Genomic DNA, 20156 nt, shown 5'->3' with positions numbered 1-20156 from the left:
AGGTTCGCACCGCGAACACGAACACGAACACGAACACGAACGAGAATCGTCGCCCCACTCACTTCTGCTTACACGCCCGAGTACGCCATAAACCCGCCGTCCACCGGCACCGTGATGCCGGTGACGAAACCGGACACCGCATCGTCCGCCAGCCAGACGAGCGTGCCTAGCAGATCGTCCGGCTTGCCGAAGCGGCGCATCGGCGTATGCGTGATGATTTTGTGCGAGCGCTCGGTTAAGGCGCCGTCCTCACGGACGAGCAGCTTCCGATTCTGCTCGGTCAAGAAGAAGCCTGGCGCGATGGCGTTCACGCGAATGCCAGCCTCCGCCATATGAACCGCGAGCCACTGCGTGAAGTTATCGATCGCTGCTTTCGCCGCGCTATATGCAGGAACCTTCGTCATCGGGCTCGGCGCGCTCATCGACGAAATATTGATTACCGATGCGCCCTCTTTGCCCAGCATCTGCTTCATAAACACCTGCGTCGGCAGCAGCGTGCCGCGGAAGTTCAAATCAAACACATAGCCGAAGCCCGCCTGCGTCATATCAAAGAATGTCCGAATGTCCGGCTGACCCAGCTCCTCCGTCTTGAACGTCTCGTTCGTCGTCGTTCCTTCCGGATGGTTGCCGCCTGCTCCATTGATCAGCAGATGGCAGTCGCCTAGCTCCTCCTTCACTCGAGCTGCCGCGGCTTCTACGCTCGCAGTGTCCAGTACGTCACAGACGACTGCGATCGCCACTCCGCCGGCTGAGCGGATTGCCTCCGCGACTACGAGACCCTTTTCCTCCGTGCGGTTCAGAATGGCCACTTTCATGCCTTGGCGGCCAAGCTCAATCGCCATCGCAGAACAAAGAACGCCGCTTCCTCCGGTTACGACAGCAACTTTGCCGCTCAAACCTTCATGCACAGGAATCCCTGACTTTTCACCGTCACGCTTCGTCTCCGTCATACCCCGCTCCCGCTCCTTTCCGCTGCACGCATCGAATCCCAAACGCCCCATAGATACATAATGCCAAGCGCCCGGTCATACAGCCCGTAGCCCGGACGGCACTTCTCGTCCCAAATATGCCGCCCATGATCTGGACGCGCATAGCCCGTAAACCCAGTCTCGTGATAAGCACGCACGATACCTGCGATGTCGACAGTCCCATCCTCCGTACGATGCGAGGTCTCGATGAAATCGCCATTGTCGTACACGCGCACATTGCGAATATGCGCAAAAGGAATACGACCCTTAAATTCATGTACCATCGCGACGATGTCGTTGTCCGGGTTCGCGCCAAGCGAGCCGCTGCACAGCGTAACGCCGTTATACGGACTATCCACCAGCTTCAGCAGCCTGCGAATGCTCGCCTGCCCCGTCATAATGCGCGGCAAGCCAAAGATCGGCCAAGGCGGATCGTCCGGATGAATCGCCATCCGAATATCATGATGCTCCGCAACCGGAATGATCTGCTCCAGGAAGTACGCCAGGTTCCCCCAAAGATCCTCCTCCGAAACAGACTTGTACTTCTCAAACAGCGGCGCCAGCTGTTTCAGCCGCTCCGGCTCCCAGCCCGGCATCGTCACATCCACATCGTTCGCGATCCGGTTCACCAGCTCGGACGGGTCCATCTGGTCGACCTTCGCCTTCTCATAGAACAGTGCCGTCGAGCCGTCACCCATCTCCTTGAAGAGATCGGTACGAACCCAGTCGAACACGGGCATGAAGTTGTAGCAAATCGTCTTGACCCCGACCGTAGCCAGCTTCGCGATTGTCCGCTTATAGTTCTCGATATACGTATCACGAGTCGGCAAGCCAAGCTTAATATCCTCGTGAATGTTTACACTCTCGACGACCTCCAGATGCAGACCGTACTGATCAGCTTGTTCCCTATACACCTGGATCTTCTCCATCGGCCACTCTTCGCCAGCCGGCACGTCGTGCAGCGCCCAGACGATGCCTTCAACGCCTGGAATTTGCTTAATCTGCTGCAAAGTTACGGTATCATTGCCAGTTCCATACCAGCGGAACACCATGCGCATATCTATTCCCTGCCTCTCTGCTCAAGCCAGCTAGTAGATCGTACGGCCCTGCTCGTCCGCAACGCCTGATTTTCGATAAAAGTACGTATTGATCATATCGCGCCACTCACATGCATGCTCAGCCTGATGAGCCAACCGTTCGCGCACATGCTCGAATCGTCCGCTGTCTACTCGGGAAGCGAGCGTATCCCACTTCGCAAGCAATTCCGCAGCCTGTTCCGCACCGCTGAAATGCGTATCGTAAATATGCTGAATAACCGTTTTACCGCTATGCAAAACATGCAAGTAAGGCACGTGGTGGAAGAAGAGCAGCAGCTCATCCGGGCAATCAGCCAGCGACTCGTAACGCTCCGCTACCGGCGCATGATATTGACCGGCGTAGCCTGTCCCCGTCCGCACCGTACGATCAACCCCCATGCCAAGGCGGTCCGCATAATGATAAGTGCCCCATTTGGAGTACTCGTAGCCGTCAACGTTCGGGCCATAGTGATGATTCGGATTGACCATCCAGCCTACACCGAGCGGCGCCGTATACGATTCGTAGATGCTGTAAGAGCCGAGCAGCATATCGAGCACGATCCGTTCCAATTCTTCATCCCGTCCAAAAGTCATCCGAATCCACTCCGAAGCAATCTGCTCCGCACTCAGATCCGGATTCCACGCAAGACGCGCATAGCCGTACCAATTCGCCTGCGCCAGCACATGACCGCACCAGTTCAAGTCATCGCCAATATTGGATACGGCTGCAATGCCCCCGCGCGCACGACCGAACAATCGGCCGCTGGCGATTTCAGCAACGGTCGATCCAGCCCCACTAGCATACGTGTCGAAGTCGTATACTTCTTTCCACTGCGGAACGAGGTAGCAGAGATGCCGCTGCTGCCCTGTATATTCCTGCGCGATTTGCAGCTCGAGCAGATGATTCGTCTTCGTCAAACCGCCGAACAGCGGCGACACCGGCTCCCGAACTTGGAAGTCCATCGGGCCATTCTTAATTTGCAGCATGACATTATCCCGGAACTGACCATCCAGCGGCATGAAATGGTCATACGCCGCACGGGCACGGTCCGTCTTTCGGTCGCGCCAATCCTGCAAGCAGTTGTAGACGAAGCAGCGCCAGATGACTTCTCCGCCGAACGGCGCAAGAGCATCCGCCAGCATATTCGCCCCGTCTGCATGATTGCGGCCATACGTGAACGGCCCCGGACGGAATTCCGAATCAGCCTTCACGACAAAACCGCCGAAGTCCGGGATGTACCGATAGATATCCGCTGCCGCCTGCTTCCACCACTCAGCAACGCCCGAATCGAGCGGATCTGCTGTATCGAGACAGCCGATTTCAATCGTGCTTGCATAGTTCACGCTCAAGAACAGGCGAACGCCATACTCGCGGAAGATACCCGCGACTTCGGCAACGTCCGGCAAAAACTCATCCGTAATGAGCTTCGATTCCTGCCGATGCACATTGACGTTATTGATCGAGATCGCATTGATCGCTGCGGAAGCGAGCAAACGGGCATAGTCCCGAATGCGGCTCTTATCCTCTATGAATCTGCCATCCCGATAAAAAATACTATTGCCCGCGTAGCCGCGCTCAACCGAACCGTCCATGTTGTCCCAGTGGTTGATCATGCGCAGCCCGTTACGCGGTACTTCCTGAATCCGCAAGCCTTCCAGCTGCTGGTCGGTTTGAAGCAAACGAATGAAGTGGAAAACAGCATACAGAACGCCCCGCTCCGAAGCCGCCGACAGATAGATGCAGCCATCCTCTTCCGATGAATGAATCACATAGCCCTCTTCGCCCAACTCTGCAGGCTCATACGCCCCTGCTAGTGACTCAAATGCAGATGAGCTGCCGAATGTGCCAGCAACGACCATTCCCGCACCGCTAACACGTTCTCGCGTTACACTGCCCAACATCGAAGAGAGCGCAAGCTCCAGCTCCTTGCCCGCGGTGCGCAGCAACGACGACGCTCCCAAGCCTTCGCCGTTCTCGTCCCCATCGCCTTCCCCGCCAATCACGACAAACCGCGAACCATACTGCGCATAGCTTTCACGCAGCGCGCTATCCGCAATCCGCTTGTAGCCTAACCAGCAGTCATAACCGCTATCTATTAAAGTTACCTGATTCATCATTCACCGCTCCTATCCTCTGCCCTATTTTTTTCATGCTGAAATGAAAAGAGCCTCCGCTGATCGGAGACTCTCGCTACAATAATAACGCGCTTATTGTACCGGCATCCAAATCCGATACCGCCCGCTAAGAGCCAATAATGAGAATAAATAAAGACAATTGTCATAGTACCTGCGGTCGCCGTCACGGACAGGCGTTCCCCAGAACAGCTCAACCGATGAACGTGCATGAGGCCCTTCCGGTGAAGCAAGCGATGCTGCAGCATTCGTCGCGATGAGTCCAACCGGATGGAGCGATTTCTCCTCGAACGGCTCGCCTGCAATCGTATATCGCCGATAATCCGCTGGGTCCTTGTCCGCGAAGAACGCTTGAATGAGCTCCGCTTCCTCGCGCATCCAATCGCTCGCACCGAACCAGGATGCCTCTAGACCAATATTGGCCGCAACCCGATACGAGTCGCTGAAGAAATGACCATACCCGCGCTCATCATTCGGCGTGCCGTCATAATGCGCATACTCCGGAGACAGCCCCGTCACAGGATGACAAGCAATCTTCAAATAATTGCGGCTCGCTTCCGTCGCTTCCCGCCAGAATGGACGATCTGCCTCATTAGCCCAAAGTGCGAACAGCTCGTAGAAATGCGGCAAATGATACGACGGATCGCTGAATTCAACATTCGGAACGAACTTGATCAGTTTATTGTCCGGGTTCCACATCGGATACCCTACACCATCTTCACCATTGTGAATACAGTCATGCAGCACCTGACGCGCCTTCACGCTGTAATCGAGCGGCGCTTCTCCATCGCCCCAGCGATGTGAAGCAAACAGCAGCGCAAGCGCAAAATATTCCTCGCCATCCGGCGCAGGGCCATTCGAACGTTTCGTGCCATCCGTATTGCAGGACCAAGCGAAGTACCCTTTGTTCTCGCCCGAAGTCATATACATATACTGATAGCTCCAGCGCCACAGCCGGTCGAATACATCCTTCTTATCCAGCTGCACCGCCATCATCATGCCGTATGACATGCCTTCCGTACGGACATCCAGGTTGCCGGTGTCCAGCATATAACCCATATCGTCACCTGACGGATAGTAGATGCGTGTCGCCTCATGCTCTCCGAACAACAGCTCCCACGTTTCTTCAACTTTACGGCCGATTTCAGCCTCATCATAACCATACTCTAGCAGCAAATTGCGATAGGTCGCATTCATCATGCACGCCTCCTTGTAAGCGCTTTTAATCGACCTATTCAGTATACAGAGCGGGCGGAGCATTATTTACCCACTAAACTATACTTCGAACTTAGTAAACTATAGAGATCGGATCTCGATCCGAATCGTTGTCCCTTGATCCTTCGCGCTATCGATGGAGAATTTGGCCTCGTCTCCGTAGAACAGCTTAAGGCGCAGGAAGACGTTCCGCATGCCGATGCTCTCGCCAAGCTCCTCGGAATGGTTCATATCGTATTGCAGCTGAGCAAGCTTCTCCTCGGACATGCCGACGCCGTTATCGGCAATGGTACATACGATGCCAGGGCCTGTGCTCGACTTGCGGACGCTAACGCGAATGAAGCCAGGCTGCTTCATCGGTTCGATGCCGTGAATGCTGGAGTTCTCAACGAGAGGCTGCAGCGTCATTTTCGGAATCAGGCTTGAAACGCAGTCATCATCGACTTCTATGGCATAATTGAGCTTGTCGCCAAACCGATATTTCTGAATTTGCAGGAAACTATCGACCAGATCGAGCTCATCTCTGACGCTGACCAAATCTCTGCCCCATGACAAGGACTTACGGAAGATTTTCGCCAGATGATGGATAATCTTCGCGGTCTCCTCTTCGGACTTCATCAAACTGCGCATCCGAATCGTCTCAAGCGAGTTGAACAGGAAATGCGGATTGATCTGGCTCTGCAGCGCATGAAGCTGAGACTGCTTGCGCCCAAGCTCCAGCTCCTTCTTCTGAATATCCGCCATATACACGTCGTGGATGAGGCTTCGCAGCTGCATCGTCATATGGTTGAACTCTGCTGTCAGCTGGCCGATCTCATCGGTTGCCTCTTCATTCTCGATCAGCTCGAAGTTATGATTCTTCACTCGCTTCATCTGTCTCAGAATCCGGAATAAACGCTGGTTAAGCGAACGCGTGAACCAGATAATGATGAGCGAAGGAATCAATATATTCGGCAGCGCCATGTAAATGACGAATTCCTTCGACTTGCGCACCTCTTCAAGCACTTGGCGCTCCTGGAATTTGCCGACAATTCTCCAGTTGTTGAAGTAGGACTTGTTCGACATATTTTCTTCGATGATAATGGCTCCGTCTTCCGACTCTTCACTCATGCCGTTATCGCCGGAGTAGAGCTTGTAATGAACTTTGTCGCCCTCCATCAAATACACATTGCCTTCCAGCGTAACGTTGCTCAGAATCTGCTTGACCAGCTCCGGGTGGAGGTCGATCTTGATGATCTTATCAAACACATTCTGGCCAGTCGTGTTGCTCATACGAACAACGACGCTGAGCGCAGGCTTGGATGGCGATTCCGAGTCCTCCACAATGATCGGATTAGCCGTGCCCGATACCTCCAGCTTCTTATACCAGCTCGCTTGCTTGTTAATTTCGGAGATCGGGTACACATAGCCGCCATAAATGATCGTATCGTTATTGGTGTATAAGGTGATTCGCTGAATAGCTCGATAAACAGGCGTGTATTTCTCCAGCATGTCCGTAATATAGGAGTGGTAGTTGAAGACGTAGTCCGCGTCGTTGACGTACCTGGTATCGAGGTAATCATTCAGAATTGAATCGGTATACAGCACCGTAGCGATCCCGATGACGGCATCTGCCTGGTTCATCAGCTCGTTGCGCATCTGCTCCATCGCCAGCGAGATATCCCGCATCTTCTGGTTCTTGACGTTGTTCGTCGTAATGTTGTAGAAGATGACGTTCGTCAGAATGACCGGGATGAACACGGATAGAAAATAAATCATCAGCATCTTGCTGCGGAGCCGGACATTGTGAAAGGAGCTGGTTAATTTCATAGTCTAAAATCCCCCGAGTACGTACGCCTCACTTCTTCGAAATCATGGCGTTCTTATATTCAGTCGGCGTCTTGCCTTCCACCTTCTCGAACTGGCTGACAAAATAATCCGGATTGCCAAATCCGACGCTTGCGGCAATCTCATAGATCTTCTTATCCGTTTGGCGCAGCTGACGCTTGGCCTCCTGAATCCGGATTTGCAGCAAAAAATCGTTAAAGTAGACACCGTATGTTTTCTTGAACAGTTGGCCGAGATAGACCGGATTCATGTAGTAGAGCTTCGCGATGCTCTTCAAACTGATATTGTTCGTATAGTTTGTCTCGATGTAGCAGCGAATCTTGCCGATATCGCCGCGCATCGTCGTACTCCGAAGTGATGCAATCGAAGTCATGCACTCGTTCAGAAAATCAATCAGCAGCCGCTTCACCCCTTGCAGCGTGCGCGGTTCGTTCTGCCACTGCATAATCGGCTGGAATGCCGCAAGCTTATCCTCGTCGCCCTGCATCGTCTGAATGATCCGGGTCGTTTCGTGCACGCATCTCGCAAGCGACGACGTGATCGATTCAAGCGCGAACCGCTGCTCCTGAAATGCGCGGAACATCGCATCGGCGAGCGCGTTCACACCTTCGCTGTCATGCTCCTCAAGACGCTCCATCAGCTCGGAATAGAACGAAGACTCCAGCTCCTTGAACTGCAGCTTCGTCCCTCCTAAGTCGTCGAAGACGATAACACTCTGATTGGCAAAGGCAAACTTCAGCCGCTGGAGCTCCGTCGCGCTCTGATACGATCCCTTGATCTCGCAAAGCTTAGCCGCCTCCGCTCCGACGTAGACGAGCGGCACAGCTCCCTCAATGATCTGCCCTTTCGCAGCACGAACTAATTCGTCCCCAAGCCGCACGGCCCAAGCAAGGTTCGATTCTTGCCGCCGGATCAGAATGCCGAGCTCCGCCTGGTTCCGGACGTAGACGACCGGCGTCACATCGAATCTGCGCTTCAACAGCTCGACAACAGCCTCTCTGACCTTCTCGATTTGGCTGCTTCTCTGTTCATCGCTTGCTTCCACGGGAATATCATTAAGCTCTAACGCTATGTAGCGCAGCGGCTTATCTTCAGGCAGTCCAAGCAGCTGCGCCGCTTCGGACACCGCCTTCTCGTCTGTCTTGCCCGAGATGAGCTGCTCGAACAGCGAAGCTTGCAGAATCGGGTTCACTTCTTCCGGTGTCCAGCTTGGCGTCGTATCGAGCATCGTCGATATGCGCTGCAGCGTCTCTGTCAGCTCATCCTCGTCGATCGGCTTCAGCAAGTAATCATGGACGCCGAAACGAACCGCCTGCTGTGCATATTTGAAATCGCCGTAGCCGCTAATGATGATGAATTTCACGGTCTGGCCAAACCGCTCCTGAACCGTCTGAATTAACTCAAGCCCATCCACTACGGGCATGCGAATATCCGTTATGACAAGATCGGGCATATGCTGCCCGATTAGCGCCAGCGCTTCTTCTCCATCCTCGGCTTCCGCGACGATTTCAAAGCCGTATTGTTCCCAAGGGATAAGCCCTACAAGCCCTTTGCGGGCGAATATTTCATCGTCAACCAGAATGGCTCTGCGCATCTGATTCCCTCCTAACGTTGCAATCGCTTACAAGAGATGGCAGCACTTTTGAAAAGTATAGCAGAATTGCATCAAATATTCACATGGCCCACTTGCCGGGAAAACAAACGTAGGCACATGCCAATAACAGCATGCGCCTCTTTACTCCTATTAACCTTTTACACCGCCGACTGTCATACCTTTCACGAAATACTTCTGCAGGAAAGGATATACAATAATCATTGGTACAGATGCCACAATCGTCATCGTTGCTCGAATGGAAAGTGGTGTGACCATGGACGCTGCCGCGCCCGAATTTGAGAATCCGCTCTCCATCGTTGCCGAGGATGCGTTGGAGTTCTGCAAGATCTTCATCAGCTCGTACTGGAGTGTGCTCAGATTGATGTCAGACGAGTTGTACAAGAACACATCAAACCAGGAGTTCCATTGGTATACCGCAGTGAACAGCGCTACCGTTGCGAGCACCGGAAGACAGAGCGGAAGCACGATGTTCCAGAATGTGCGGAAGTCTCCTGCCCCATCGATTCTGCCGGATTCCATAATGCTCTCTGGAAGTCCCTCAATAAACGAACGAATGACAATGAGGTTGAAAACGCCAATGACGCCAGGGAAGATATAAACCCAGAACGATCCGACCAAGTGCAGGTCACGCATGAGCAAGAACACCGGGATCAAGCCGCCATAGAAATACATCGTGAGAATAAATGCAATCGTAATGAACTTCCGCAGCACATACTCCTGTCGGCTTATCGTATAAGCAACCATCGCCGAGCAGAATACGGTAACGGCCGTACCGATAACGGTACGAAACACCGAGATCATCGTAGCGTGCAGAATCGTTGCTTCCCTGAAAACAAACTTGTAGTTCTGAATGGAAAATTCTCTTGGCCACAAATGGATGCCGCCCTTAAGCGAATCCAGCCCGGCGTTAAGCGAGTAGGCCAGCGTATTCAGGAACGGATACAAGGTGACCACCATGAGCAAAGCTAGAAATGTATAGTTGCATACTTCAAAAACCTTATCTCCAAAACTCGCGTGCTTCATCAGGCACCCCTCCTTAGTACAGTCTAGCTTCGCCTGTTTTCTTCGCGATCGTATTGGCTGCCGTTAGCAGTATTAAGCTGACGACGGTTTTAAACATCCCTGCAGCAATCGATAGCGAGTAGTTACTCTGTTCAATACCATACTTGAGTACGAATATGTCAATGTTCTCGGAGAAGTCGACGTTCATCCCGTTGCCGAGAAGGTATTGCGGCTCGAATCCCGATTCCATCAAATTACCGATATTCATAATTAACAGAACGACGATTACCGGCTTAATTCCCGGCAGTGTAACGTTCCACATCTTTCTGAAACGGCCTGCGCCATCCATGTCAGCCGCTTCATATTGAGACGGATCGATGGCTGTCATTGCAGCCAAATATACGATTGTATTCCAGCCCACTTCTTTCCAAACCGAGCTTGCACCAAAGATACTCCAGAAATAATGCGGAATGCCGAGGAACAAGATCTCCTGGCCTTTATGAATAATACCTGTAGCAACCAAAATTTCATTAATAATGCCATCGTTAGCAAGTGTTGTCTGAATAATGCCCGCAGCAACAACCCAAGAAATAAAGTGAGGCAAATAGCTGACAGTCTGTACGAGACGTTTGAAAGCAACAAGACGAATTTCGTTAAGCAGCAGCGCGAGCGTAATTGCTGTTACAAAGCCCAGCACGAGATTGATTCCGCTCATCGCGAGCGTATTGCGCAAAACGCGCAAAAAACGTTCATCCGTAAACAAGAACTTGAAATGCTCAAACCCGACCCACTTTTGTTGAGAGAAGCTCAGTGCCGGTTTATATTTCTGAAATGCAATCGTCCATCCCCAAAGCGGCAAATATTTGAAAATAAATAACCAAATGACGAATGGAACGGACATCAGGACGAGCATCCGTTGCTGAATGAGTTTTTTGAAAAAACTCTTTTCCATACGTGTAATTCCCCTTCCATTTCGACCATGGTAGAAATTAAGCGAAAGGCCGGACGTCTGCGCTGTTAGCTGCACGCTTATGTCGGCCCTTCGCTTAGCCTTTAATCGATTGCTACTTTCTTTTACTTCTTGCTTACTTGCTTACTTGGTCCAAGATTGTTTTGATTTGTTCGGTGTACCATTTCTCATAGCCAGCCGTGTCCAGCTTGCCGAATGCACCGAGGTATTCTTGCCATACTTTATCGAAATCAGCTGGCTTCGCCAGAACGAGCTTCGGATAGTACTTCTTCGTCACTTCGTCCTTCTGCGTTTCCCAGATTTGTTGCGGCGAGCCTTGTTCTTTCGGGATACCCCAAGCTGGGTACCACGGACGGTCTTGCGGTGTAGCGAATTGAGCTGCATACGTTTGAACGCCGTATTTACCAAGAATTTCTTTGTCTTTGTCAGTCAAGCTCAGTTGGAACACTTCTGGCTGCAGACCTGGCGCAAGCGCATTGCCGTCAGAAAGCGTCGAGTTCGTGCCGTATTGCGGCCAATCCCATGCATAGTATTTAAAGCCAAACTTCAGATTGAACGGCTCGTCGATTTTCGCAATCTCTTCTGCCGTGCGGTAGAAGCGTCCTTTGTCGTCCACTTCATACGTTTCGCCTTTGATACCCCAGCTTCTCAGGATTTGGTTGTCCTCGGAGAGCAGCGTATCCCAGTATTGCATAATGCGCTCAGGATCCTTCGCGCTTACAGTAATACCGATACCACGGTTGTTAACGAAGCCTGGTGGGTCAAGCAGTTGGTCTGGTTGACCATCGAAAGTGATCGGCATTGGTTGGTATACGAAATCATCTTGAGCCGGATCTTTCTTCGCAGCATCTTTCAGCACATTGTTCGCATTCGCGATTTGCCAGCCGTAGTCGAAGAAACCAACGACTTTCTTGGAGCTCAGCTTCGCGATGTATTGATCGTAGTTGTCAACGAAGGAAGCTTTGTCGAACAGACCTTTGGAATTCAGCGTGTTCAACGCTTGCAGCCAACGCTTCGTATCGTCATTTGTGTAGTATGTCTTCGCTTCATGCGTATTCATGTCGATTTCGACGTTACCGTCGTTCGGATAGCCTGCAAGGTGCATCGGTTGGTTGGACGTTGCGAAGAATCTCCAGTCGTTCGTCAACGATGCATAGCCAATCAGGTTCTCGTCTTTATGCTTATTCACGTAGTCTTCAATCAGCTTGAAGTACTCGTCCATTGTTTTGATCTTCGGATAACCCGCTTCCTTCAATACGCGGCGTTGAACCCAGAATGCGCCTTGGTTGATGTTAGGGTCTGCTGTGTATGCGCCAACTTGTGTGGAGAACGGCAGGTAGTAGATCTTGCCATCTGCTGCTTTCATCCGGCTCAAGTATGGGCCGTAAACCTTCTTAATGTTTGGATACTTGTCGATGTACGGTGTCAGGTCGATAAATGCGCCTGCATCAAGCAATTGGTCAATACCGGCATCTGGATCGATAACATCCGGGTATTTGTTGGATGCGATCATTGTACCGATTTTTGTTTTCAAGTCGCCTACTAAGTGTTCGATTTTGAAGTTGACACCTGTTTGATCCTCGAGCGCTTTACCGATCGTAGTCTCGTTCGTGTTGCCATCTGGCGCATTAGCTACCCCGTTGAATAAGGAGAAAGTTACTTTATCCTTTGGAGCGCTTTCATTTGTTGCTGCTGTGTTGTTAGCTGTGGTGTTATCAGTGGAAGCAGCATTGTTTGTCGTGTTCGAAGATGTGTTACCATTCGTCGATGCTTCATCTCCGCCGTTGTTGCTGTTCCCACATGCAGATGCAGTCAAAGCTACTGCAAGTGCCATAGAAGCAACCATTAGTTTTTTAGCCAATGCGTTCAAACCCCTTTCAAATCGCTGTATATATTTTGTAAGCACTTTCATTATATAATTTCTGTTTGTTTTGTTGACCCCATAAACTATAGCATAAGCTTTAAAAAGCATATACGTTCGTCGCTATTCGACATGGAATCCGGGACTGCTTGGCCAAGTTTTAGGGAAAGCTACCTACATAGAATCGACGAAATGCCGCATCATCATCCGAGTGTGGAGAAAAAAAAGCAGCCCGAAGGCCGCTTTTCTGTGCTTACTTCTTATTAGTCTCAACCAGTTGAATCGTACCATCTTCATTATAGTGCAGCTCGGTAAATTTCACGCTGCGCTTATGGTCAACGCCGCCGGACAGCGATGCGTCGTGGTAGAACAAGTACCACTTGTTATCGAACTCGACGATCGAATGATGCGTCGTCCAGCCGAGCACCGGATTAAGAATCGTTCCTTTGAATACGAAAGGTCCTTCGGGATGATCGCCAACTGCATAAACAAGTTTATGCGTCGTACCTGTGGAATACGAGAGGTAATACTTGCCGTTGTACTTGTGCATCCATGGACCTTCGAAATAGCGGCGGTCTTCATCACCCGCTGTAATCGGCGATCCGTTCTCGTCCACGATCAGAATTTCCCGAGGCGCTGTCTTAAACGAAAGCATATCATCGCTTAACTGTGACACTTGCGGTCCGAGTGCAGGCTCGTTTGCAGCCGGTCCCTCTGCATCTGGCTTGAAGGAACCTGTCTGCCACTTCTCCAACTGACCGCCCCATAGGCCGCCAAAGTACATGTACGACTGGCCGTCTTCATCGACGAATACAGCAGGGTCGATGCTGAAGCTGCCTTCCATATAGTTCTCTTCCGCTTTGAACGGTCCGCTTGGCGAAGTGCCTGACGCTACGCCAATCCGGAAGATGCCGTCCTTGTCTCTTGCCGGGAAGAACAAGTAATACGTATCGTTCTTGAACGCTGCATCCGGCGCCCACATTTGCTGGGAAGCCCAAGGCACGTCTTTAATATGAAGCGCTACGCCGTGATCGACGCATGGCGCATCTGCGCTGTCCATCGACAGAACGTGATAATCCTCCATCGCATATTGGTCACCGTTATCGTTCGTCGGCCCGTCATGGTCGATATCGTGGGAAGGATAAATGTACAGCTTGCCTTCGAAAACATGCGCGGAAGGATCGGCGGTATAGATATGCGTAACGATAGGTTCGTTCTGCACGGCATTGTTCGTCGTTTGCTTTGTATTTGTATCCATAAATGTAGCACTCCTTCTCGTAGTCATAGAGTCTTAGAAATCGCTTTCAATCCATTATAGAAAGGAAAGCTGTGCGATTCATTAAAGAAAGTATGGTTTTTACTTCGAAAATTAAAGAAAAAGCCGCGAGCGCTCCATTCGTGCAGAGCAATCGCAGCTTATTAGAGATTGTAAGGTCGTTCACACAGGTGCAGTCATGCCCATTCGTTCCCATTCTTCCTTGGAGGGACCATACACGCCAGCAATCGGCAAGCCTGCTTGACGCATCAGGATCGTCATCTGACCGCGGTGATGAACCTCATGCTTGATGAATTGGAAAAGCGTAAATCCATTCTTCCAAGTTTGGCCGAACAAGTTATTGCTCTCCTGCAGCCTATCGTCGGACCATTGCGACGCCGCTTCAAGCAGTGCCGCAGTCGTTTCCCGGTACGTCTGCGCAATGACGGCCGCTGATTGCGGATGCTCGGAATGCGCAGCCGGCGCTTTGAACTTGATGCCGATTTGCTGAACCATGCCTTTGTCATCGTGGATCAAGTGCCATGCCAATATGCCGAGTGTACGCAATCCCGGTAAAATCTCTTGCCCAAGAGATTCATCTGTCAGTGAATCAAGCAGCTTCTGAGTCGATTGGGACTCTCTGCTGTAGTCTTTAATAAAATCTTGCACGCTTGTAAACATGCTGTTCGCCTCCATTACTTGTATCGCTAACTTTCATAAGCTCACTATACAGCAGGTCTGCTGACAACAGCATGTCAGTTGAGTTCGCCTTTTATTCACCCTTCATGCTATTTAGTTTCTTTTGCACCATATTCAGCTCGGGATGGCGACTCAGAATCCGTTCATATTGGCCTCTCGCTTCTGATCGTTTGCCCGCTATTGCCGTAAGATCCGCCAGCGCAAGATCCGCTTTCCAATCCGCAATAGCAGCATCCGCTGTTACAGTCCCCCGATAATTACGGAAGGCTTCCTTCGATTCTTTAAGGCTGCGCTCTGCTTGCTGGAGCAGAACCCCTGCCTGCCTCATCTGTGCTCTTGCCAGGTGATACTTCGCATCGGGAAAGCCCGGCTGCACTTCTAGCGCACGCAAGCATACGCGCTGTGCCTGCTCATAATTATTTGAACTCATATAGATTTTGTTCAAGTACATAAGAACATCCAGTAGCCTGCCAAAATTCGGTTTACCCGCCGCAAGCCGCTCCGCTTCTAGGAATAATTCCTTCGCCTTCTCCATATCCCCTGTCGCCAGCGTCTCTCTCCCATAATACAGATACCATCCTGGATTGTCTGGATCTTGTTCCACCATTAGCCTCAGCAGCCTTAAGTTGCGATCGAGTTTATTCTGCTGGCCCATAATAGCCGGCTCATAGCCGTCGTGATGAAGCCTTATACGTACTGGCCGCCTCATCATGCGGTTGTCGTACATATCTTCGCCTTCAATTACTACCTGCTCATGAACACGCCCGTAATAATGCAACCCTCGATTAAGCGGGAACATGCGCGGATTCGCATAATCGGCCGTTACTTTGCCCTGCACCTGATTGACTTGGCACACATTAAGAACCGCATGCTGAAAACGATTGTGGAACATTGATGCTGCAATTCGAACAGCTTCACGATCTTCTTGGAACAGCCATTCATCCGCATCCACCCAGAGTACCCAATCGCTCTTGATATGCGGCAGAGCCTGGTTTCGTTTCCAAGCAAAATCGTCATTTAGCGCAACGCCTCGAATAATCTTCACCTTGGGCAAGTGCTCGACAAGCTCAATCGTGCCGTCCGTAGAATCCGAGTCAATGATGACGATTTCATCAACGGCGTCCTGTAAGCTATTCACACAGCGGACGATACAGCGTGCTTCATTGCGTGTCATTATAGCCGCGGCAACGGTTACGGCTGGTTGTAACTGCCACAATTCCTCTAAATCTGCACGCGATTCCCCCGGTGGTTTGCCTGCTAGCACCTTCTCTACCTCACCTGTCCACTGTGCCTGCGGGTCAAGCAGACTTCCTCTTTCGAATGCTCGTCCCGCTTCTTGTGCGTAGCCCTGATGCAGCAGCGCTTCACCGAGAAACACCCAATTTTGCGCGATTAACGGCTGACTGCGTAGGCTATCGAGCGCCAGTTTCTCTGCAAGCTTGAACTTACGAACCGTTAGCGCTTGACGAATGGCATTCGAAGCTGACTGTTTCTTGTCCGTCGCCTGATTCAAGGGCTCATTCTCCTTCGGATTGATTTGAAAAGAAAAGACCAACCTGAAGTAAAGTTGGCCAATAGTCTTGCATCTTCTTCTACTCGGTTCCTTGTTCCGGGATCTCCGGGAAGGCAACGTTCATGTATAGTGTGAGTGTTCTAGTAATTTCCCCGTCTGTAATATATACAGTAATTAATTCGCTGTCCCCCGGGTACATGGCTTCTGAATTCACGTCAAAATGCAACGTTGTTCCCTCTAGAGTTGCTTCAGGAATAATGTACTCACTGTCTACATGCTGCAGCTGTAATGTAGATAAATTCATACCCGTTAATAATCCAGCAAGGTCTTTATCAATACTAAAATCGTCTACAATGTCGATGCTATCGTCATAAACGATGAAGTAGCGATAAACATAGCCGGTGCCGAACGGTAGTCCATCCGACATCGTGATTTCCATTGACTTTGACCCGGCTTCCAGCCCTGTTACAATAAGCTTGCCATTTGCATAGGTCGTCGTGACACAACTGCCGCTCTCGCCACAGATCGAATCGTCAGGCTGAACATCAACAGAAGTAATCGGATCTCCCTCTGCATCCGTGATTCCCAGTTCAACCGTATCGCCTTTCTTAATGTAGATCGGCGGTGCTTCTACACCTCCGTCTTCTAAATACGGGGCCGTGTTCTCACGAATTCGGAGTGTGTAGCTCTTTACGTTCGTTTCTTGGCCCTCATTATCTAATGTACGGCCTTCGACCTGAACCTCCGATACATTCGTAAAGCTCGCATCTGTCCATAAGCTTAAATAATCGTCACTCGTCCATGTGCCGAGCTCGTAGCTGCCAATGCTTTTTACCTCATCATTGTTATACACAGTAACTCGGAACTCATCAGCATTAGGGAAAATATCCTTCATGTAAATATAGGCATTGTGATTAACGTCATAGTTATCGAAGAATTGCACGCCTATATCTTCTACTCCAAGTCCAACATACAGGTTGAAGTTATCTGTGATCGTCAGGCCATGATCGTCCCAGGCCGATACGACAACGTTAACATTCTTATCATCCTCCAGAGGAACCGTTAACGTCGACCCCTCTATCTGCAAACCGTCGTATGGAGGTTCCGTTATATACGAGAAATAATGCCCAAAATCTCCCTCAAAATAATTAGCCAAGTCAACAGTATACTCATCCTGCGCATTGGAAATCCCTTCTACATCCGGTAAACTTCCGTATGGTTCGTTATCGACTTCAACCAAGACAGGGCTTGGGAGTGACACCCATGTCTCTCCGCCGTCATCGCTTGCCTGCAAATCGAAAGAAGAGAATCCAGAGGAACTAAGTGCATTTAAGTATAAACTCGAACCACTAAGCGTTCCGTTGAGGCTATATCCGTTGCCTTGGAAGCTCGTACGGAACGTGAGCTGCTGACCATCGACATCGGTAAAGACCTTCGTCAGATCCAACATCGCACTTTGATTGGAGTGAAGATGAATAAGGCCTTCTTGGCCTACCATACCGGCTATAGGTAAGTCGTTTACCGGCGCGATATTCAAAGTAACGGTCACTTCACCCGAGTCTTCCGTTCCATCGTTCGCTACGTAGGTGAAAGAGTCCGGACCGTTATAATTCGCTGCTGGCGTATACCTAAACTGATTTAGCTCTAGCGAGTCATAGCTTAGCGTACCATGAAGTGGCTCTGTCGCTGCTCGAAAAGTAAGAATGTCCGCCGCATCTGCATCCGTTCCGCTGAACGTTCCGATATAACTTCCATCCTCTTCCATTTCAAAGTAAATCGCATTTGCTACCGGTCGCTCATTCACGGAGTTTACAATAATCGTTACGGTCGCGGTCTCCGAATCTACCGTTCCATCGTTCGCTATGTAGGTGAAAGAGTCCCCGCCGTTATAGTCCGCTTCAGGCGTATATCTAAACTGGTTCAACGCTAGCGAGCCATAGCTCAGCGTACCATGAAGTGGCTGTGACGCAGCATGATAAGACAGAATGTCCGCTGCATCTACGTCCGTTCCGTTGAACGTGCCGATATAGCTGCCATCTTCATCCACTTCGAAGCTAATCGCATTCGCTACCGGCTTATCGTTCACGGGGTTGACTGTAATCGACACAGTCACAGGCAACGAATCGACCGTTCCATCGTTCGCCACATAAGTGAAGCTATCCGTTCCGTTATAGTTCGCTGCTGGTGTATATCTAAACTGGTTCAACTCTAGTGAGTTGTAGCTCACCGTGCCATGGCTAGGCTGCGAATCGAAGCTGTAAGTAAGAATGTCAGCCGCATCTACGTCCGAACCATTGAACGTTCCGATATAGCTGCCATCTTCATCCACTTCGAAGCTGATCGCATTCGCTACCGGCTTATCGTTCACTGGCTTAATCGTAATAGATACTGTCACAGGCACCGAATCGGCCGTTCCATCATTCGCCACATAAGTGAAGGCATCCGTTCCGCTAAAGTCCGCTGCTGGTGTATATCTGAACTGGTTCAACTCTAGTGAGCTGTAGCTCACCGTACCATGGCTAGGCTGCGAAACGACGCTGTAAGTAAGTGTGTCTGTCGCGTCTACATCCGTTCCGCTAAACGTGCCGACATAACTGCCATCTTCATTGACTTCAAAGCTAATCGCATCAGCAACCGGAGGATGATTAACCACAGGCGCAGCATCAACGGTCACACTAAAGACCTTCGTTGCACTCGCTTCACCATCACTACCATCAACCGAGAAACGAAGAGGCTGCGAGCCTGGACTGACTGCGTATAGAACTAGAGTGCTAGTCTCACTATAAAGGTATGCACCTACAAAAGAACCGCTGGATGGTGGGTCAATGAGTGTGAAAGAGAGCTCATCGCCGTCTTCATCGCTGAATAGATCGTTTAATTGAATCTCACTGTAGGTTCCTGCAGTCATTGCAATCGGTGTTATTTCCGGGAAGACGCTCGGCGCATGATTCGGCTCCGAAACTGAACTCGCAACCGCAGCCTTCAATAAGGTGCGATAGTCGCTAGTCGTGAAGCCATCGCTGTTCGTCTTGAAATATCTCACCACATCGCCGATGTCGACACCGTTATTGTTCGTATCTATAGCCGTGTTCGGATCGACTTTAATTTGAAATCTCTCGTGAGAAGTCGTTTCCTGCCCATTCTGTCGATACTGAACATCGATACTAGTCGTCCCCGTCTTCTTCAAGGAAAGATATAATAGAGGAATACCGTCTTCTCGAATAATCTCCGCATCCGCTACAGAACTATTCTGAACAACCACGTTATCGAATTTATAAGTCGTGACCCCGTCTCCAAAAACGGATCTTAAATCCACCGAGAATCGTTTCCCTGCCACCAGCTGATCCGCGTAGGTTGTGGCCATTAACTGGCTGAGTGACGGTAAAGATGCTACCGGTCCAGATTCATTCGCATGAACCATCACCGGAACTGCTATTGCCAGCGGAACCGCTGCTGCTGCTGTGCCGATCATACGGGCAATTTTCTTCATCGACCGCTTCTTGTGCAGCAGTTTCCTCTGCCTCTTCGACATTATTGATACCTCCCATAACGATGAGCTTTATGTCATAAACGACCTATTTCACAATAGGTATTACATACCAATTCTACTACTGCTACTATACCACGACCGGATTCGATAGAGAACGAGATTATACTAAAATTTTGTCAGTTCTTGACGAATCGAGTAGGCCCATGCGCAATTGCATGGGCCTCTCACAGATCCGGACGTGCGGGTCATCGCATCCGGCTCCTCCATGATTATCCCCGTTGGGGATGAAGGTCTTTTTGGATCGAGGACAAACTACTTAGACCGATTTCTTCAAACCACTTGTTTGGCATCGCATACTGCGCATACGTCGAGTAGGAGCTGCGCCAAGCGGTCATTCGTAACCCCGGCAGTTCTCTATCCCATCCTCGTTTGCGCATCTCTCGATGAAGTTTCCTTATCTTCCTCCAGCTTCGCAGCTGTACCGACCGGAGTCTTCTTCTTATCCAACCATCGAGATCTCGGAATCGTTTGC

13 protein-coding genes are annotated in these 20156 nt (G+C 50.6%); all 13 read right to left on the bottom strand.

The window, feature by feature from the left end:
* Positions 1-68 precede the first annotated feature (68 nt).
* Positions 69-950 carry an SDR family oxidoreductase gene (locus A8990_RS29820; protein ID WP_116192662.1) on the bottom strand — a complete coding sequence of 294 codons (882 nt, stop codon included), beginning with the start codon at positions 948-950 and terminating at the stop codon, positions 69-71.
* Positions 947-2026 (bottom strand): mannonate dehydratase, encoded by a 1080-nt coding sequence (gene uxuA / locus A8990_RS29815; protein WP_116192661.1) that lies wholly within the window; start codon positions 2024-2026, stop codon positions 947-949. The genes A8990_RS29820 and uxuA overlap by 4 nt, the downstream gene beginning before the upstream one ends.
* Positions 2027-2056: 30 nt before the next feature.
* A complete protein-coding gene (locus A8990_RS29810; protein ID WP_116192660.1) occupies positions 2057-4159 on the bottom strand; it encodes an alpha-glucuronidase family glycosyl hydrolase in 2103 nt (700 codons plus the stop codon).
* 93 nt (positions 4160-4252) lie between these two features.
* Positions 4253-5377, bottom strand: a complete 1125-nt coding sequence (locus tag A8990_RS29805; RefSeq protein ID WP_116192659.1) for a family 8 glycosyl hydrolase — start codon at positions 5375-5377, stop codon at positions 4253-4255.
* A 96-nt stretch (positions 5378-5473) separates the two neighbouring features.
* On the bottom strand, positions 5474-7201 hold the full coding sequence (locus A8990_RS29800; RefSeq protein WP_116192658.1) for a sensor histidine kinase: 1728 nt from the start codon (positions 7199-7201) through the stop codon (positions 5474-5476).
* A 28-nt stretch (positions 7202-7229) separates the two neighbouring features.
* Positions 7230-8813: a response regulator transcription factor gene (locus tag A8990_RS29795; protein ID WP_116192657.1), complete on the bottom strand. Its 1584-nt coding sequence runs from the start codon at positions 8811-8813 to the stop codon at positions 7230-7232.
* 150 nt (positions 8814-8963) lie between these two features.
* Positions 8964-9857: a carbohydrate ABC transporter permease gene (locus A8990_RS29790; RefSeq protein WP_116192656.1), complete on the bottom strand. Its 894-nt coding sequence runs from the start codon at positions 9855-9857 to the stop codon at positions 8964-8966.
* Between the two features lie 13 nt (positions 9858-9870).
* Positions 9871-10788: an ABC transporter permease gene (locus tag A8990_RS29785; RefSeq protein ID WP_116192655.1), complete on the bottom strand. Its 918-nt coding sequence runs from the start codon at positions 10786-10788 to the stop codon at positions 9871-9873.
* A 133-nt stretch (positions 10789-10921) separates the two neighbouring features.
* Complete coding sequence (locus A8990_RS29780; protein WP_116192654.1) at positions 10922-12667, bottom strand: type 2 periplasmic-binding domain-containing protein; 1746 nt, start codon at positions 12665-12667, stop codon at positions 10922-10924.
* A gap of 253 nt (positions 12668-12920) precedes the next feature.
* On the bottom strand, positions 12921-13925 hold the full coding sequence (locus A8990_RS29775) for a glycoside hydrolase family 43 protein (protein WP_116192653.1): 1005 nt from the start codon (positions 13923-13925) through the stop codon (positions 12921-12923).
* Between the two features lie 180 nt (positions 13926-14105).
* Entirely contained in the window at positions 14106-14603 is a 498-nt protein-coding gene (locus tag A8990_RS29770) for a DinB family protein (RefSeq protein WP_116192652.1), read from the bottom strand.
* A 91-nt stretch (positions 14604-14694) separates the two neighbouring features.
* Positions 14695-16134 carry a tetratricopeptide repeat-containing glycosyltransferase family 2 protein gene (locus A8990_RS29765; protein WP_181909843.1) on the bottom strand — a complete coding sequence of 480 codons (1440 nt, stop codon included), beginning with the start codon at positions 16132-16134 and terminating at the stop codon, positions 14695-14697.
* Between the two features lie 79 nt (positions 16135-16213).
* Positions 16214-19666 (bottom strand): Ig-like domain-containing protein, encoded by a 3453-nt coding sequence (locus tag A8990_RS29760; protein ID WP_116192650.1) that lies wholly within the window; start codon positions 19664-19666, stop codon positions 16214-16216.
* Between the last annotated feature and the right edge of the window lie 490 nt (positions 19667-20156).

This window comes from Paenibacillus taihuensis, from assembly GCF_003386535.1.
GTDB lineage: Bacteria > Bacillota > Bacilli > Paenibacillales > Paenibacillaceae > Paenibacillus_Z > Paenibacillus_Z taihuensis.
Note: the sequence above shows the minus strand (reverse complement) of the source record. Positions and strands in the feature narration are given on the sequence as shown.

Excerpts from the sequence above, each read along its gene's own strand:
- A8990_RS29820 (WP_116192662.1), bottom strand. The coding sequence starts at position 950 with ATGACGGAGACGAAGCGTGACGGTGAAAAGTCAGGGATTCCTGTGCAT.
- uxuA (WP_116192661.1), bottom strand. The coding sequence starts at position 2,026 with ATGCGCATGGTGTTCCGCTGGTATGGAACTGGCAATGATACCGTAACT.
- A8990_RS29810 (WP_116192660.1), bottom strand. The coding sequence starts at position 4,159 with ATGAATCAGGTAACTTTAATAGATAGCGGTTATGACTGCTGGTTAGGC.
- A8990_RS29805 (WP_116192659.1), bottom strand. The coding sequence starts at position 5,377 with ATGATGAATGCGACCTATCGCAATTTGCTGCTAGAGTATGGTTATGAT.
- A8990_RS29800 (WP_116192658.1), bottom strand. The coding sequence starts at position 7,201 with ATGAAATTAACCAGCTCCTTTCACAATGTCCGGCTCCGCAGCAAGATG.
- A8990_RS29795 (WP_116192657.1), bottom strand. The coding sequence starts at position 8,813 with ATGCGCAGAGCCATTCTGGTTGACGATGAAATATTCGCCCGCAAAGGG.
- A8990_RS29790 (WP_116192656.1), bottom strand. The coding sequence starts at position 9,857 with ATGAAGCACGCGAGTTTTGGAGATAAGGTTTTTGAAGTATGCAACTAT.
- A8990_RS29785 (WP_116192655.1), bottom strand. The coding sequence starts at position 10,788 with ATGGAAAAGAGTTTTTTCAAAAAACTCATTCAGCAACGGATGCTCGTC.
- A8990_RS29775 (WP_116192653.1), bottom strand. The coding sequence starts at position 13,925 with ATGGATACAAATACAAAGCAAACGACGAACAATGCCGTGCAGAACGAA.
- A8990_RS29770 (WP_116192652.1), bottom strand. The coding sequence starts at position 14,603 with ATGTTTACAAGCGTGCAAGATTTTATTAAAGACTACAGCAGAGAGTCC.
- A8990_RS29760 (WP_116192650.1), bottom strand. The coding sequence starts at position 19,666 with ATGTCGAAGAGGCAGAGGAAACTGCTGCACAAGAAGCGGTCGATGAAG.